We start from the raw sequence: 18,027 nt of genomic DNA on the forward strand, positions 1-18,027 counted from the left end.
TCTTCGGCTAATAAATAATCTCTATATAGTTCAAATGCATCAAATCTTTTCATAGAATAAAGATCGACTTTAAATCAAATAATGAAAAATCAAAATTTTAAAAGAGCGAAAGCTCAGTTATTTAGATTAATCTGTTGTACTCTTCTATTATCTTGAGTATGGTAATCGAAAACCAAATTGGTTAAATCCCAAGATGTAGTCCAGATGGTAGCACTTCTCATTGTGCTGTGATCTTTACCATACATTTCTCCAGTACCTTCAGCACGGTCAGCACCAAGTGTTAAATTGAAGTTGTCTAAGATTCTGAACATTTCATAAAGTGATTCGTCTGCATTTTCCATAGGTCTAGTTGTTTGAGTCCATGCTACAGCTCTTACAAAACGTGATGGAGGAGTCATATCACCAGGAAGACCTACCATACCAGAACCCATACCGATTTGAGAGAATTTTTCACCATTTAATGTTCTAGTTGGTGCATTTTCAAATCCAAGGTTGATGTAATTTCTTAAATTGGTCATGTGCCAATCATAAGAAGGGGCATTAGTAATAACACCTAGTGGTGCATCATTGATCTTTAATTTACCATCAATGTACTCGATTACAATAGATGCACCTGACTTATCCGTCACCATCCAATGAGAGTCAACTTCAATACCGATTGCTTCTTCAACAACACCACTACATCAATTTTAGGAAGTTCTGCTTTTATTTCATCAATAGTTGCGTATTGAGTTAAAAGATAGTTGACTAAATCTTGTGCAGAAATGGTGTTAGACGCATTTTCTGGTTTGAACTCATTGTATTTTGGAGTAGATGGGAAGTAGAACAAACCTACAGCAAGTCCTGCTTCGTTCATACCATCAACTAAAAGATCCTTGTTGATCATATCAAGTCCTACAATACCGTATTTGGAAGTGAATTCTTTTCCGTTTTGTCCTTCAGGTGTCAGCCCCTTAAAAGTATAATTCTTCGGAACGATGGCTACTTTTGAGAATAAATCGAAAGCACCCCATTCCATGGTTCTACCATATCGGACACTTCCATCTTCAGCAATGAGTCGTATACCGGTACAGGCGAAGATTGTGGAGTTAACTAATAATGCTAGGCATAAAGTTAGGACTGATGAGATTCTGATTGACTTTTTCATAATTTCTAAATGATTAATAGATTAATTTTTAATACACTACAAAGGTCATGGAATTGGATATCATTCTTTTACAAAGAAAGGGATGGTGTTTATATGAAATCGTCAAATGTTATTAGATTCTCGTTAGCTTATGCCTAAAACAAGTGAAATTAGTGATTGAGAAGTATGCTTGATAGTGTTTATTGATTTTGAGGACAAAAAAAACAATGAAAAAAGGATGTAATCAATTTTTCATTATGCTTATCCGCTTAAATAACAGTACGTATTAAGAATATGTTCTGAACCTCTAATTTAGTTTCAGAACTAAAATTAGAAGTTATGAAAATATTTGAGTTTACGGAAAAATTCCCTGATGAGCAGTCCTGTATCAATCACTTTAAGTTAACACGTGAAAAAGAAGGTATTACCTGTGAAAAATGTGGTTGTGAGAAGCATTATTGGCTAAAAGGTATCAAACAGTGGCAGTGTTCTTCCTGTAATTTCAGAACAACACTTCGTAGTGGAACAATAATGCATGGTAGTAAACTGTCAATACGTAAGTGGTATTTAACAAGTGCTTTTATGACGATGACCAAGAAGGGTATCTCAGCTAATGAAGTCAAACGTCAACTCAATCATTCTCGATATGAAAGTATATGGCGTATGATGCATAAAATTAGAGAAGCGATGGGGAAAAGAGATGGACTTAACATATTGGAAGATATGGTTGAATTTGATGAAGGTTACTTTGCAACTGGAGCACCAGAGTCTACCGATTTGAAGAGTGGTAAAGGTAGCCAAAAACAACAAAATGTAGCTGTTATGACAGAGTCTGTACTATAGATACTGATATTATAAACCACTAATTTAGATACTTTAAAATGAAGGTGTTAGAAAGTCACTTGAAAGATGCAGTTAACGAATGTGTCAAAGAAAATATTCAGGATACATCTGTTATCTTTTCCGACAGAAGTACATCTTATGTTGATATAGAGGATCTAGTAGAATACCATTTCGCTGAAAAATCTACAAAAGATTATTCAAAAAATAAATTAGGTTGGGTTCATATTGCAATTAGTAATGCAAAACGTACATTTCTTGGATCATATCATCATATGAAAGCAAAATATCTACAGAATTACCTTGATGAGTTTTGTTATAAACTTAATAGAAGGTATTTCGGTGATAAGTTATTTGATAGAGCAATTATTGCGATTGGTCATCAGTACATCAGTACTGTTAAACTTGCGGATAAGCATATTCAGTATTCTTGAATTTGTGATATTTTAAAGGTTGTGCATGTTTTTGCTTGAAGATTTCGAATTGCATGTTATATTTTAGCTTGGCTTGTGATGTTTTTTGTATCGTAGCTCAAATTTAAGCAAGTTAAAACCCCGGGAAAAGCAAAAATGGACATTTTTCGGGGTCTGTTATATACTTACGTCAATGTAAGAATATAATTATCAATAGTTAACCATTTCCCAAGGTTCCCTAATGAGAAATATACATCTGAATGCAAATAACCTATTAAGAAGCGATGTAGTAAGTACCTTAATAATCGTATTGAACAAGATCATAGGTTCATCAAAAAATATACTAGGATTTAAAAGTTTTGTCTCTGCTAAACATACTATTTAAGGAGTAGAAATTGTGAGAATGATTCAGAAAGATCAACTTTCAGACAGAAATTGTATGTCTAATTTTGAAGCTTTTAATTGCTTAGCAGCTTAGTGAAAATACAAAAATTAAAGAAGAAAAAAGACTTTTGAAAACTATGTGACAGAACTCAAAAAGATAACACATATAATTGATTTAACAATATTAACAACTAAAATAAGGTTACTATAATACATTAATATATTTTTGTAAAAAATTACTAGGACATTCTAAAGTGTCATGTTTGTTCGCTAATATAACAATGCTAATTATTAACTTGTTTTATATTTCTAATTTGGTTTCAGAAACTAAACTAGAAGTTATGAAAATAAATCTAATACTCAATATTTCTTAAAATTAATGGATTATGAAGAATATGATTTTCTTTATATGTGGCTTATAATTACTGAAACATATTAAAACATAACTAAAAATGAGCTTTGGAGAAATAACTGCTTGCCAATGATGGGGCAGACTCTGTTCATATCTTTTCAATAATATTTAAGTGTGGCGAATAATGAGGTAAATAGAAGATATATAAGTTTCTTTTTTGCTTCACCTTCAAAATTTCTTTGACTTTACGTGTAGTATGGACATGAGTACCATATTAAGGTGATCGTTGTAGACTTTCTAATTTTGATGGAAAGTTTATCAAGGGTTTCGATAATAAATGAAGAGTCTATGTTCTTTTCAAAATTTCGGAGGGAAACTATGTTAAGGCCTTTGTCTCACCCATTTCTATCGACATTTAATGCTCTTTTAAATAATGCTGAAGAGTTTTCTGGCTGAATGACTTATCTAGTCTTTGTTTACAAATCCTTAAATCCATTGTGCAGAATTTGTTAACAGTTTGAATCATCACACCAAAAATAGTAGTTATTTCTTCTTATGTTTTGCCTATAAAGCATCTTCTTGAAAATTGAACGTACTTCGGATATTTTTAGCCCTCTTCAAGCTCATGCTTCGTTGTTTCCGTTAATTCTATAACTTTTAATTTACAACCTATAATTTGGATATTATGGATTATATTTTACTTTTTCTCAATAGTAAGTATAGACTAATGCTTATTATAAAACAATTTTCTGGGTTTGAATCCTTCAGACTAAGAAGTACCCTCGTAATGATTTTCGCAATTGCCTTCTTTTGTTTTAATGTAAACGCACAAAATGAAATACCTTCTGATGGGCTTGAACTTTGGTTAAAGGCTATGGAAGGTGTTGAAACTACCACAGTTGATGGTGAAGAAAGAGTAGGTAAATGGAGCGATGTAAGTTCAGGAAAGGAATATTATATCAATAAATATAGTAATAATGGAGGTGATTATATTACAGATAGAGGAAACCCTTCATCATACGTTGAGATCTTAACATCAAATACAACTGATGATGATTACATCGTAGTGGGTGAAACTGATGAAATGGGTTTAGTATTTGATAATGCACCAGAAGACACAAGAATTTGGAATAAGAAATTTTTTATAAATAAAAATGGAAATTTTGACTTCAATATAAGTTTTGATATTAAAGCTTATGAGGGAAAAGATAATACTAATTCAGGAAGTAGAACAGCTGATGATTACAGTTTAGTTTATTCTACTGACAATGGAAGTTCTTATACTGTAGTAAAAGAACTTCCTACAGCAGATTTATCAGATCCACATAAAGTTACCTTTACGGTGACGAATGCTAATTTTGAAGGTAATGGCTTTTATACCCTAGCCTCTACAGCACCAATTGCTTTTTATGCTAAATCTTCAGGCAATTGGAGTTCTAAAATATGGACAGATAAACCTTCTGGTGATCCAAGTGACTTTGATGGTGTGCCAAGTTCAAGGGATAATGTTTTTATATTAAGTGGTAAAACAGTCACAATTAACAGTAATAATACGGAGGCAGCTGTGCTTGAAGTCAATGAAGGAGCAACATTAAAATTTGGTGCTTCTACTGGTCATAAATTTGAAGAGGTAAATGGACAAGGTATTATCGAGTTAGAATCAGATAATTTTCCTGAAGCCACTTTAAATTATGGTTTCCTAAGTGAAAAGGGTGGTACAGTAAAATTTACAGGAACTGGAGCTATACTATCCACAGTCCGTTCTTACCATAATGTAGATATAAGTCTGACTAATTCTACCGATGTATTGAGACTTCAAAATGATTTTTCTCTTACTGGTAATTTAATTGTCAGTCAAGGTGAATTAAAAATTGGTTCAGACAATGATGGTGATGCAGCTGTGAAAATGTTAGTCAATGGAGATGCAAAAATACAAGAAAGTGGATCTTTATCTATAGGTACAGGAGATGTTATACATGAATTGACCTTTGGAGGGGACTTTGAAAATGCAGGTACAGTAAATCTTACAAAAAGAGATAAAATCGGATTTACAATTGATACTCAAGCCTATTTAGATATTGTTGAAACTTATTATTCTGATAATACCTCAGAATCGGGTCAGTTTGCAAGAGTTATTTTCAATGCCGGTGATAAAGATCAAAACTTAATCTGTAATGGTTCTACCATTTTTTATCAATTAGTAATAGACAAAGGATCCAATGATTCTTACATTTTGAATATCGATTCAAAGGATAAGCAAAATTTTGAGATGTATGGCTATAACATTCATAACAATGGAAGTACAGGAGATTCTTCCGATCCTATGGATGTAGACAATGGTATGTTTGTCTTAAAGTTCGGTACTCTAAGATTTGGAAATAATATATATATCCCAAGTTATTCAAATTCAACTAATAATTATGATTTAAATACGGAAACAAAATTATGGGTTGATGGTGGTAATGTAAACTTTGGGCCAGTAAACGCATTAACGGTATATGGTAGCCTTTTAGTAACTAGCGGGCGGTTAAATATTGGTTTAGAATTAGATGGTACTAGTAATGGAAAACATAACAGTATTATATTAAGAGAAAAAGGATTTGTGACAATTAAAGGAGGAGAAGTTTACTTAAATCAATTTAATACTTCATCAAATAGAGGAGATGAACATCAAGGTTCCTTTACAATGTCTGGAGGTGAAATGATTATATATGGCTATATCTCTCCAGACAGTGATAATGGAATAGCAGCATTTTCACTTCCATACACAACAAACTCATTTGACATGAGTGGAGGAAAAATCACAATCCATAATGAAGGTACTAATATCAAGTATTTAACAAAATTCGCGATGAGCGATGGCTACTATAATGTTACAGGAGGTGAGATAGTCTTTGATTTGACTAGAGATGATGATGTAGCATTTATATCATCAATTCCTTTTTATGATTTAAGTATTAATATTGCTAATGCTTCGAATAAGGTTTCTTTATCTAAAGGTACTGATTCATTTGGTGATGACTTACCCAATAATGGAGATTTAAAGATACTTCGTAACCTTCTTGTTGAAGAAGGTAGTACACTTGAAATTGGAGATTTTGATATGACAGTTGGTAGGGCAGTATTATTAAGAGATAATGCTAGGTTGAATATTGGTTCTTCCAACTCTTTGACTTTTAATGATTCTAACTCAGAGGTTACAGAACATTATATTGATATTCAAGATACAGATGAAGCATTTTCAGTAGATAACCTGGTGATTGATTTTGAGAATACAAGTTCAGTTTTTGAAGTAATCGACTTAAATATTCCTGCAACTTCTGAAGTAACGAAATTAAAAGTATTGTCGTCATTGACTATTGCAAAGGGTATTTTTGACTACCATGATTATATTGTAGAGGTTCAAGGCAACCTTACATTCGGAGGTAAATTGGGTACAGGGAATTCAACAGGATATCTGAAGCTAAGTGGTACCACAACACAAAGTATCAAATCAACTTATGACCTTGTAAGTGATCAAATTGCTGATACAACTAAAGTAGGTATTTCGCACTTATGGCTGAACAATACAAAAGGAGTAGATCTATCTAGTATTATTTATGCTACTAAATTAACTTGGGAACAAGGTTTAATCAAAGCGAATGAGTATGGTGTAGTCATAGGAGCTGAAGGTATAGAAGATCAAGTGGGTACAGTAATAATTGATGCCACTGATAATGATACAAAGAATAGAAGAATTATCGGGTCAGGAAGATCTTCTGATGGAGGTTTAACATATTTGATACAATCAGGAATAGATAGTTACTATTATCCTCTGGCATCTGACCGTGATGACCCAGCAGATGGAACAAAATTCACGCCTGCTATACTTTCAGTAGATACACATACAGATGAAGGTTTTGTTCAATTAACTTCTCATAACGGTAATTTGTCAATATGGACTTCTATTGGTACAGAAGAAAGCCTTATAGATTATTATTGGAAATCTTCAAATTTCGGTTTCAATGATAAACCAAAAATCTCATGGGTATTTGAATATCATGAAGAGGATGAAAGAACTGAGATGTCTTCTTTCATTGCAGGTAGGGTACAGATAGAAGCGGGTAATTCTGTAAGAGAAGCATTGGGAAGTGGTTTTGATGAACCAAATCAAAAGATTACAACTTCATCCGTTACTGCATATGATGCATTTTATTCAGCAGGTCTAGCAAACGAATTTGATGGATCTTCTTTAGCGGTATACTATTCTTTCCAAGGAATGGCTGAAGGAGCAGGCTCCATTCCTCAAGGTGCGAGGTGGAACCATAGTGGTCGTTGGACAACAAATGCAGATTGGAAAAATACAGGTAACCCTTTAGCAAGTCAAGGAATACCTGGAGCGGGAGATATTATAGTCATAGGTCATGGAAGATATGGAAATAATTCTGTAACGGAAGGTCATCGGATTGTGATTGATAATGGGTATGCAGCAGAAGCAGGTATTATAAGGTTTGACTCTCATGAAAGTGCTACGGCACAAAATGCGGATTTAGCAAGAATCAGATTAGATAGAGGGTCATTAGACGTTAAAGTTGTTGAGAATGTTGGTTCATTAAGAATTCATGAAGGAAATACTTTCAATTATGAAGACTTAAATGATTTCTTAAATCAAAGTAGAAGTGAGATAATGCTTGAAGCAAATAGTTTCAATATGGAAATTATAAACTTCCCTAAATATCCCAATGTCAGGCTTTACGGTGGTAATGGTAGTAATGGTAGTAATTTTACTTTTGCATCTGATGCTCCATCTTCAATTGAATTTGAATATTTAATGATTGATGGTGGTACACTAACATTAGATCGTTCCATCACTGTAAATGATAGTATTAACGTTGGAGGATATAAAGATGCTATCTTTAATATTGATTCTGATACTCCAATTTCGATTGAAGCCAAATATATCAATTTAGAAAATACAATTAATAGTGGAGCAGTTGCATCAAATAAGTTTCAGGTTGTAGATCAAGCTGTTGAAGTTATACACACTTTAATAGTAAAAGAGAACATTACTATACCACAAATTGATGCTAGTGATAGTGGAGAAGAAAATATTGTATTTGATTTGAATCAAACAAATGCAAAAGTAATACTTGAGCTTCAAGGAACAAAAAATGGTGTTTTTGATAACTATTATTCAGGAACTGTAACTCCAGAGTTATATAAAATTGTAATGAATAAAGGGGGGGCAAAAGATGCGACTTTTACATTCAATACTAATTTCTCACTTGAAACTAGTACAACAGAGGAGATGATTACATTATCAAATGGGACTTTAGTACTTGATAATGCTGATATTAATATTACTCCTTATTCAGTTCCAGCTGTTGATTGGAATATGGCATCTACTTCAGGTCTGACAATCAATCAAGGTACTGTAAATATTGTCGGTGATGAGGCTAACCTATTTTTAGGTGGTAAATTAACTGTTGCAGGTGGTACTCTGAACTTATCAAATGCAGGAGAGGAAAACTCAATCATATACAATGGTAGTGGTGAGATTGAAATTACTGATGGTACCGTAAATATTGGATCAGAATTTAGAAGGGGTGATACGGCAGAAGGTATTGCTGTATTATACAAACAAAGCGGGGGTGTCTTCAATGTAGGTTTAATAGGAAATCCTACAAGAGGAAGAGGTACTTTTGAGGTAATGAATGCTTCTTCAAAATTTGAATTCAGTGGTGGAGAGATTATCGTAAATAAAGGAGGAATTACTTTAGACCCTGCAGTTTCAACTGTAGCTGACTCGGCAATTATTAAATTAGGAAATGCGTCTTCTTCTGAAAATATCTCAGCTGACTTTAAAAATGAGGTCGGAGAATTAGCCTTAGTTGGTGATACTTATGTAACTATTGTAACGAATGATGTCAAAGTCACAGGAAATGTAATTATACCATCAACAGCAACTCTAGATCTAAGTGGTAAAGATCTTTTGATGGCAGGTAACTTAACGAATGAAGGTACATTGACTGCTACAAGTTCTACTTTAAGTTTTGTAAGTAGAGATGACCAATCTGTAACAGGTGAAGTTACTGCACAAAATATCACAATTGATGCGGAAGGTGCTACGGTTACAATCAATAATGATATTACAGTGACTAATGAATTGAATATCAATGCCGGTACACTTTCTGATAATGAAAATACGATCAATGTTAATGGTGATCTGACAGTAATAGGAACACACCTATCAACTGGAGCATCATTAGGAAAGATTGAGATGAATGGCACTTCAAAACAGTATGTTTACATTACAGGTGAGTTGGGCAGGATTGAAATTAACAATTCAAATGGTGTAGAACTTACAAATGATTTGAATCTTGTAGCGAAAGAAGTAATTTTTAATCAAGGGGTTTTAGATATCAAATCGTTCGCTGTTAAGTTGAACAATGATGTTGTTTTAACCGAACAAAATCCATTTGGTGTCACAAACATGATTCAAGTAGATGGAGGTGTTGGTGACAAAGGGATTGATTATGTAATGCCTACATTTGATATTCCTAGTGAAGTAATTATACCTCTTGGTGTAGATGGACTTTATACTCCAATTGGATTTGTAGGTAATTATGGAGGTGTGAGTGTTGTATTAAAAATAGTCAATGCAATGCACCCTGTTGCAGAAAATACTGATGGAACCACTGATGATGCATTAAGTCAGTACTGGAGATTGGAATTCTCTGAAGACCTTACAGCAAACGACGATGATCGATTAATTACTATTCAGTACACAGAAAGTAAAGTAAAAGGAGATGAAACTACATATGAAGGTGTGATTGTAGATGATGATGCGAACATTATCAAACCAATCCACTTAAATAGAGATTTTGTAAATAATAAAATCGAAATCAATTTAAATTCTGGTTTAAAAACTGGAGACTACTTTGCAGGTACTCCTGATTCTACACCAGATGATATCATCCGTTATAGAGTGAAAGACAGTGTGATGACTTCTTACTTAAAAGAGGCATCTGACGGGCAGTGGGAAGTTTCAACAGATGGTGGAACAACCTATACCGATTTAACAGGAACGACTACAATTAACTCAGGAACTATACTTCACATTAGAGAAGGTACAAAATTGTATACTTCTTCTGATGGAAGTCTTGGTTATAGATCATTTTACAAAGCATTTATTGAGGGAGAGTTCGAAATTCATCAAAATGATAAAGACATCCTTATCAACTCAGTAGAACTGAGTGAAGATGCTACCGATGCAGGAACAGTAATTTTCTATTTAAATGAAGGAATGGATGGAACTGGTCAAATGCCAAGTGGTAATTGGGGTGAATTCTATAATGCAGGAGGTTTGGTACATGTGAAAGGAACAGCAACATCTGCTACACTTGATCTTGAAGCACCGTTAAATAATAGTAAGTTTAATATTGGAGGTTTAAAGCTTGAAGGAACAAGTTCATCTGAGCAAACTTGGTCTTTGAGTTCTGGTCGTGGTTTGAATATAACATTTGGTGACTTGGAAGTCAACGGCGTTAATTTAGAATTGTCTACAGCTTCAACATTAAATAACATCATTGTATCTTCTGATGGTAAATTAACTTCTAATGATCCTTCTTTACCTTCTACAGCGAGTGGAGATGTAGCTATTAATTCTGATGGAGAATTAGTGATTGAAGAATCTTTCTCAATATCAGGTAATACCAACCTCACAAATGGAATATTAACTGTTAACAATGCATCACTTGATATTGTTGGAAATCTTGTAACTTCTGGTGCTAGCTCTTCAATTACGCTTAATGGTGGTGAATTAGCGTTGAGTGGAGATTTCACTCTATCTTCAGATACTGATGTAAGTCTTACAGGCTCAAAGTTATTATTTGAGGGGACTTCAAGTAATCAAACCCTAAATGGTGCATTAAGTGGTACTAAAGCAATTAATGAATTAGTTATCAATAAGGCAAGTGGTAAAGTGATTTTTGAAAATGGTATCAAAGAGTTTAATAAAATCACTTTAAATTCCGTATTAAGAAATACCGGTGTTGACGGCACCTTGCTGATGTTAGGTAATTCATCTGATATTACAGGAACCTCTTTTGTAGAAGGACCTTTCTCCAAAAAACTTACACCATCTGATAAATATTTCTTATTCCCAACTGGTAGAGGTAATAAGCCAAGGTATTTAGAAGTAGATTATATAAGCGATACAGGTTCTTCTGCTCAAGAAGAAAAAACATGGTCTGTAGAATATACACCAGCTAGAAAAGGTGTTAATCCTGAAACAGATATTCATGAAGATTCCGGGTTGGAAAATGTATCAAGTGAGTATCAATGGAGAGTAACCGATTTGGATGATGGAGAGCCTTCATTTGGTGATAAAGCTAGTTTAGCAAATATTCGTTTCTATTTAGGAGACTTAGACTTAAGCCAAAGTAACAAATTGATCCTCGCTTCTTTAAACGAGAATGAATTATCAGATAGTGAAAGAAAGTGGAAAAAAGCAGCTTCAATAACATCTCATTATCCTGCTCTCTATTTTGAGTCATTAAATGTGTCATTTAGTGAGAAAATCTTAGCCATCGCCTCAGTAATTGAAGAGGTGGATTTACCTGTAAAAATGATATCATTCAATGGTTATTATGAAAATAACACTGTTGTATTAGAATGGACAACAGCTACAGAATTGAATAATGATAATTTCGAGGTGCAAAGATCGGTAGACGGTCAAAATTGGTCATCACTTGTGATGATAGAGGGAGGAGGAAATTCTAATGTAAGATTGGATTATCAATATGTAGATAATGATCCGATACAAAGCCAACTGACTTATTATAGATTAATTCAAACAGACTTTGATGGAACAGCAACAGTGATTGACCCAATTCAAGTATATGCTAATGGAGAAGCAGGATTGGCTGACTTTACAATATATCCGAACCCGACGCAAGGAGGGAATGTAAATCTTATTCTGAAAGCTTGGGGAGCAGACGTAGAAATAGTACTTTACAATTCGTTGGGTTATAAAGTACTATCTGATACATGGAGAGTTGGAGATTCAAATTTCAAAGAGTTACAATTATCAAAAGTTCCAAGAGGAGTTTATTTGATTAAATTAAAATCAGGAAATACCATTAAAACAAAACGAGTTATTATATGAGATCCCTCTATCATTCCAACAAAAGATGGACTCTTTTAGAAGAGTTGCTATCTATTCGTAATATCTTTGTAGATCACTCCAGTGTTCAACTTAGGGGAAATAAATACTCTTCTTTATTATCTGAAAAAATGAGAAAACGAAAGAAGTATGTCGGCTGTAGTTGGTATTGGGATGAAACGTATGTAAAAGTACTAGGTGCATGGATGTATTTACATAGAGCAGTGGATAAGGAAGGAAATACCATAGACTTTAATTTATCTAAAAATTGTGAAAAGAAGGCTGTATTAACATTTTCACAAAAAGCAATAGAGAGTAATAACAAACCACTGAAGGTAAGTATGGATAAAAGTGGAGTTAATATAGTTGCATTAGATCATCTCAGTGAAGAATATAAATCTAAGTGCAAACAACCTTTTAATAAACGAAACAGTAAGTACCTTAATAAATGGATTGAACAAGATTATAGGTTCATCAAAAAACGAGTCAAATCTAATAAGCTATTTAAAAGTTTTGTCTCTGCTAAACATACTATTTCAGGACTAGTAATTCTCTCTATTTTTGTACGGAAGTACTGTCATAATTTCTCATTTTTTTCATCTAACTCATTGTTAAAGTAATAAATATGGACTGTATTTTCAATCAAAATACCTTCATATCGAACTTAGAACCTTTCACAAAATTATAACTTCTAAAGTTTAGGCTAATGTGTTTTGCATATAAACTTTGAATACTATGATTTTGTTGACAAAAAAATAATCAAATGAAATCAATATTTACTATTATTCAAATTCTGACTATTAGAATTTTATTTTATTTATCATTAGCATTCCTTCTTTTGCCTAATGATTCTCTCGCACAAAAAAATAAAAAATCACCTGAACTTAAAAAGCATCTAAAATTCGCAGAGGAATCAATTGAGTTTGATTTATACCAGCAAGCCATAGATGTATTATTAGAAGTAGAGAAAGAAGGGCAAAATTTTGACGATTGGAACTTTCTTATGGGATACGCATATCAACATTCGTTATATCTAAATAAAAGTAAATCTCTTTATTACTTTGAAAAAGTGAAAGATAGATATTTGTATTGCAAAATTAAATTTTATATTGCAAGAGCCTTACACCTCAATCACCGTTTTGAAGATGCATATAAATTGTTTGATAAATTTTTAGGAGAATCTGAAGGTTTAGATAAGGAGACTATCGAGTTAGTAAACAGGTATAAATCACAATGCGTGGTTGGGAGGAAACTTATGAAGGATTCACTAGATCTATTGATTGTAAATTTAGGTGAAAAAGTTAACACTAAATACACTGAAATTGTACCTTTACTTTCAGCCGATGAAAGCATGATGGTTATTACTTCCAGACGAGAAGGGAGTAAAGGAGGTGAAGTAGATGAACTTTCAGGATTATTTTACGAAGATGTATATATCACTCATCGAGATAATGAAGGAGAGTGGCAGCAATTGAAATCAATAAGTGACAATATTAATACAGTTCATCACGATGCAGCAGTAGGACTTTCTCCGGATGGTAATACTCTATTTTTATACCATGCTGATGGAAAGAATGGTGAATCTGGTGGAGATTTATATAAAAGTGAGTGGAATGGGATAGGTTGGACTAATCTAGAACCATTACCAGGAGAGATTAATTCTAGTTATTCAGAAACTCATGCATCAATGACGGCCGATGGTAAATCAATCTACTTTACAAGTACTCGAAAAAATAAAGGTGCTATTGGTAAACAAGATATTTATGTGGCCCATTTACAAACTGATGGAAGTTGGGGAAATGTTCAAAACTTAGGTCCAAATATTAACTCTGAAGAAGATGAAGAGGGACCTTTTGTTCACCCCAATGGAAAAGTTTTATATTTCAGTTCAAAAGGACATGAAGGGATGGGTGGATACGATATTTTTTACTCTGAGTGGAATGAGATGACTCAGAGCTGGGATAAAGCAAAAAATATAGGTTACCCGATTAATACTGCTGATCACGATGTCTTTTATGTGATTTCAGCAGACGGAGAAAGAGGCTATTTTTCTTCAATTAGGAATGATAGTTATGGTGGACCTGATATATATATGGCAATGATACCTTCAAAGACAATAAACCTTATTGCTGTCAATGGAGAGGTGAGGGATGCTGAAACTAGAAATCTTATTGAGGCACATATAGAAGTTGTTGATAATTATACTGGTGAAGTGGTACAAAATTTTAAAGCAGAAGGAGGAAAATATTTATTTTACTTAGATCCAAATCGGAATTATGGTTTTAGAGTAATGCAAGATGGCTACTTATTTCACTCTGAAAATATTTTTATCCCTGAGCAAACAGATTATATAGAAATATCTGAAATTATTGCTTTACAAAGAATAGGTGATCAAAAAAGAGAACCGCTTAGTAATGTCTTTTTAAAAGATAGAGACTTAAAATCAAATTCTAAATATGAGCTTTCTGAGCTTACTAATTTTATAAAAAAACTTAATGATTATGTAGTAGATATTAATGTTCATGCGGCAAAGTATGAAGGTCAGGATTCTGTTGAATTATTGAAACTTACTCAGATTGATGCTGATAGGATTTTTAAAGAGTTGATTTCTAATGGTGTAGACATGGAAAAGGTTTCTGTTCATGGATATGGATGGCAACATCCTATTGCCTCTAATCAATCCCAATTAGGGAGGATTAAAAATGAAAGAATTGAATATGTCGTAAGAACGCCGGAAGAAACTGTAGTATTTGAAGAGATTATTGAAACTGTCGAAGAGCCTCTACCTCAAATTACCCCATATTTAGGCGAGGTTATGAATATAACGGGTACAATTACTTTTGCCTTTGGGAGTAATCAAATAACTGCAGAATGTTATAAGATTATCACACAGGTTTTTGATGTGATGTACAGGTATCCTAACCTTGTCGTAGAAGTGGGAGGGCATACAGACAATAAAGGGTCATCTGCGTTCAATTATCAGCTGGGAGAAAAAAGGGCAAGAATCGTGGTTCAAGAACTTGTAAGACTAGGAATAGAAAGGGATAGACTTAAATATAAATCTTTTGGCTTCGATATGCCTATTGCTGATAATAATACTGATGAAGGACGTAAGAAAAATAGAAGAATTTCTTTTACACCTTTAATCTTTAAATAATTGTATATGCTTATCCGCTTAAATAACAGTACGTATTAAGAATATGTTCTGAATCTCTAATTTAGTTTCAGAAATTAAATTAGAAGTTATGAAAATAATAGAATTTCCAGATGAGCAGTCCTGTATTGATCACTTTAAGTCAACTCGTGAAAAAGAAGGTATTACCTGTAAAAAATGTGGTTGTGAGAAACATTATTGGTTAAAAGATACCAAACAGTGGCAGTGTTCTTCTTGTAATTTTCTTCGCAGTGGAACAATAATGCATGGTAGTAAACTGTCAAATACGTAAGTGGTACTTAGTAAGTACTTATATGACAATGACCAAGAAAGGGATCTCAGCTAATGAAGTCAAGCGTCAACTCAATCATTCTCGATATGAGAGCATATGGCGTATGATACATAAAATTAGAGAAGCAATGGGGAAAAGAGATGGACTTTATATATTGTACAGCGTTTATTTTATACTCTCTTATTTAATTTTGGTTTACAAACTACTCGTAGTTTTCCCACCAATTATTAAGCTCATCATTTTCTCCCATTACTACTATCTTACCGATTGGAGCAGTGAAGACATTCAAATTTTTCTTTTTTGCTTCACTCACAAATCGTTCAATGGGATCTTTCCATGGATGTAATGCCAGAACAAAACCACCCCAATGTACAGGAAATGCATTTTTGACTTTTGCATCAATGGCTGCCTGTACACTTTCTTCAGGAAACATGTGTATAAGATGCCAATTTTCATTGTACTGTCCATCTTCCATAAATCCCCAGTCAAAGGGACCTAATTTTTCACCTACTTCTTTAAAGTGCTCTCCATATCCTCCATCTCCACTCCAATAAATAGAATGTTCCTCAGTTTTAAATGCCCAACCACCCCAAAGTGATTTCGCACGGTCTGTAAGACCTCTTCCAGAAAAATGCCTAGAAGGAGTATATGTAATTTCAATATCATCAACTTTTACATTATCCCACCAGTCCATTTCTTTTATTTTTCCTTCAGCTACACCCCATGCCATTAAGTGTCTTTTAATTCCAAGCCCAACAATAAACTGATTTGTTTTTGGAATAAGTTTTTCAATACTCGCCAGATCAAGATGATCATAATGATCATGTGTCATCATCAAAAGGTCGATTTTTGGAAGCTGATCAATAATGTCCAAGCTGTTTTCACTAAATCGTTTTGTAGTGATAGGCCCAATAGGAGATGCATTCGGCCCAAGCATTGGGTCAATCAAGATATTTTTACCGCTTAGTTGTAATAATAAAGCAGAGTGTCCATACCAAGCACATTTAGGTGTAGAGGGAGAACTGTTATAGACTTCTTTATTGAACGGCAGTATTGGAAGGTTATTTTTAGGAGCTCTTTCCGCTCTATTGGTCAATTGTTTTTTTAGCAGACCTGGTATATTCTTAATAGAAATATTCATTGTAGTTAGAGCAAGGTTTTCAAATTTACCTTCTTTCCACTGAGGAGATTTCTCTAACTTTGATTGTTCTTGGGCAGTTACTTTACCTCCAAACTGTTTCTTGAAATTACTGAGCATATAAAATTACATATGGTGTATTAAGTACTTATGAATTTAATGATGTTATTTCTTTCCCCAAAAAAATAACCCCACTAAAATTAGTGAGGTTTATCAATTTAAGTACTAAGCCAGAAATAAATAATCATTTATTTTCGGCTTATCACTTACTATAATTACAATTCTTTATTTTAATGCCACTTGATGGATTTTTGGAATATTATCTTTTTCAAACCATAAAACGACACCACTCAAAAACTCGGTGACAACTGCTAGATAAAATAAACTTCCTCCATCACCATTAATTTCAATTCCTAGAATGGTAAGGTGCATAAAAACTGCTCCGCCAATAATACCAAAAGTTAAAACAGCCCCTAACCATGAGGTTCTTGGTATTAATATTAGAATAGCTGCTATTAACTCCATAACTCCTACACCAATTCTTCCGAACGGTTCCATTCCTACAGTTGAGAAAATATAAACGCTATCAGGGTGAGCGGTGAATTTAAACCTTAATGTTTGGACTAATATTATAGCAACAGCAATTTTTAAAATGATTATAATGTACTTTTTCATAATGATATTTTGTTTTTGGTATACTACAAATATGAGAAGTTTAGTTGAGGTACAATGTGAAGTACTTCACAGAGCTTGAAAAAAGTGTAATTAATGATTTAAAAGTGATGTTTATGTATCTTAATAAATAAATCTTTTAAAGAAAAGGTTTCGTAACAAAGTATATACCTAACTCCTTCTTTATTATGATTTTAAATACAGTACGCCCTTATATCAGAAAATTTTTCTTTTGGTTTAAATTAACAGTGACACTTACTTCAAGTTCATTGATTTCAACAGCCGAAGGAGCAGAACACGAATTCTTTATACTTTCGTTAGTAGAGGATGTAACCGAAATGATAGTTGACTAAAAAAGACACTCCTTACGAAGTGCCTTTTGTGTAATTACTGACTGAGCTTTCGCTCTTTTAAAATTTTGATTTTTCATTATTTGATTTAAAGTCGATCTTTATTCTATGAAAAGATTTGATGCATTTGAACTATATAGAGATTATTTATTAGCCGAAGA

At 33.2% G+C, this 18,027-nt stretch carries 8 protein-coding genes and 4 pseudogenes; 7 read left to right on the forward strand and 5 right to left on the reverse strand.

What is annotated here, in order from left to right:
* Nucleotides 1-113: 113 nt before the first annotated feature.
* The gene (locus HHU12_RS29760) at nt 114-632 is read right to left on the reverse strand and encodes a linear amide C-N hydrolase (RefSeq protein WP_169660380.1); all 519 of its coding nucleotides are present in this window, start codon (nt 630-632) and stop codon (nt 114-116) included.
* A complete protein-coding gene (locus HHU12_RS29765) occupies nt 626-1,147 on the reverse strand; it encodes a linear amide C-N hydrolase (RefSeq protein ID WP_169660381.1) in 522 nt (173 codons plus the stop codon). The genes HHU12_RS29760 and HHU12_RS29765 overlap by 7 nt, the downstream gene beginning before the upstream one ends.
* A gap of 318 nt (nt 1,148-1,465) precedes the next feature.
* Between HHU12_RS29765 and HHU12_RS29770 the strand changes: the two are divergent.
* Both HHU12_RS29770 and HHU12_RS36100 read left to right on the forward strand, forming a co-directional pair.
* A pseudogene (locus HHU12_RS29770) lies at nt 1,466-2,400 on the forward strand (IS1595 family transposase).
* 267 nt (nt 2,401-2,667) lie between these two features.
* Nucleotides 2,668-2,857 (forward strand): annotated as a pseudogene (locus tag HHU12_RS36100) (DDE-type integrase/transposase/recombinase); the annotation flags it as partial.
* 406 nt (nt 2,858-3,263) lie between these two features.
* Here HHU12_RS36100 and HHU12_RS35985 read toward each other — a convergent pair.
* Nucleotides 3,264-3,368, reverse strand: a pseudogene (locus HHU12_RS35985) (hypothetical protein); the annotation flags it as partial.
* 534 nt (nt 3,369-3,902) lie between these two features.
* On the opposite strand from HHU12_RS35985, the gene HHU12_RS29785 reads away from it, so the two are divergent.
* The 4 genes and pseudogenes from HHU12_RS29785 to HHU12_RS35460 form a co-directional block, all read left to right on the forward strand.
* Nucleotides 3,903-12,263 (forward strand): T9SS type A sorting domain-containing protein, encoded by an 8,361-nt coding sequence (locus tag HHU12_RS29785; RefSeq protein ID WP_169660382.1) that lies wholly within the window; start codon nt 3,903-3,905, stop codon nt 12,261-12,263.
* Nucleotides 12,260-12,880: an IS6 family transposase gene (locus HHU12_RS29790; protein WP_169660383.1), complete on the forward strand. Its 621-nt coding sequence runs from the start codon at nt 12,260-12,262 to the stop codon at nt 12,878-12,880. Before HHU12_RS29785 ends, HHU12_RS29790 begins: the two co-directional genes overlap by 4 nt.
* Nucleotides 12,881-13,023: 143 nt before the next feature.
* Nucleotides 13,024-15,417, forward strand: a complete 2,394-nt coding sequence (locus tag HHU12_RS29795; RefSeq protein WP_169660384.1) for an OmpA family protein — start codon at nt 13,024-13,026, stop codon at nt 15,415-15,417.
* Nucleotides 15,418-15,505: 88 nt separating this feature from the next.
* Nucleotides 15,506-15,863 (forward strand): annotated as a pseudogene (locus HHU12_RS35460) (transposase); the annotation flags it as partial.
* Nucleotides 15,864-15,908: 45 nt separating this feature from the next.
* Here HHU12_RS35460 and HHU12_RS29805 read toward each other — a convergent pair.
* Both HHU12_RS29805 and HHU12_RS29810 read right to left on the reverse strand, forming a co-directional pair.
* A complete protein-coding gene (locus tag HHU12_RS29805; protein ID WP_169660386.1) occupies nt 15,909-16,964 on the reverse strand; it encodes an MBL fold metallo-hydrolase in 1,056 nt (351 codons plus the stop codon).
* Between the two features lie 165 nt (nt 16,965-17,129).
* Nucleotides 17,130-17,519 carry a DoxX family protein gene (locus HHU12_RS29810; protein ID WP_169660387.1) on the reverse strand — a complete coding sequence of 130 codons (390 nt, stop codon included), beginning with the start codon at nt 17,517-17,519 and terminating at the stop codon, nt 17,130-17,132.
* A 185-nt stretch (nt 17,520-17,704) separates the two neighbouring features.
* On the opposite strand from HHU12_RS29810, the gene HHU12_RS29815 reads away from it, so the two are divergent.
* Nucleotides 17,705-17,869, forward strand: coding sequence for a hypothetical protein (locus tag HHU12_RS29815; protein ID WP_169660388.1), 165 nt, complete (start codon nt 17,705-17,707; stop codon nt 17,867-17,869).
* Nucleotides 17,870-18,027: the final 158 nt, after the last annotated feature.

Source organism: Flammeovirga aprica JL-4, from assembly GCF_012844305.1.
Classification (GTDB): Bacteria; Bacteroidota; Bacteroidia; order Cytophagales; family Flammeovirgaceae; genus Flammeovirga; species Flammeovirga aprica.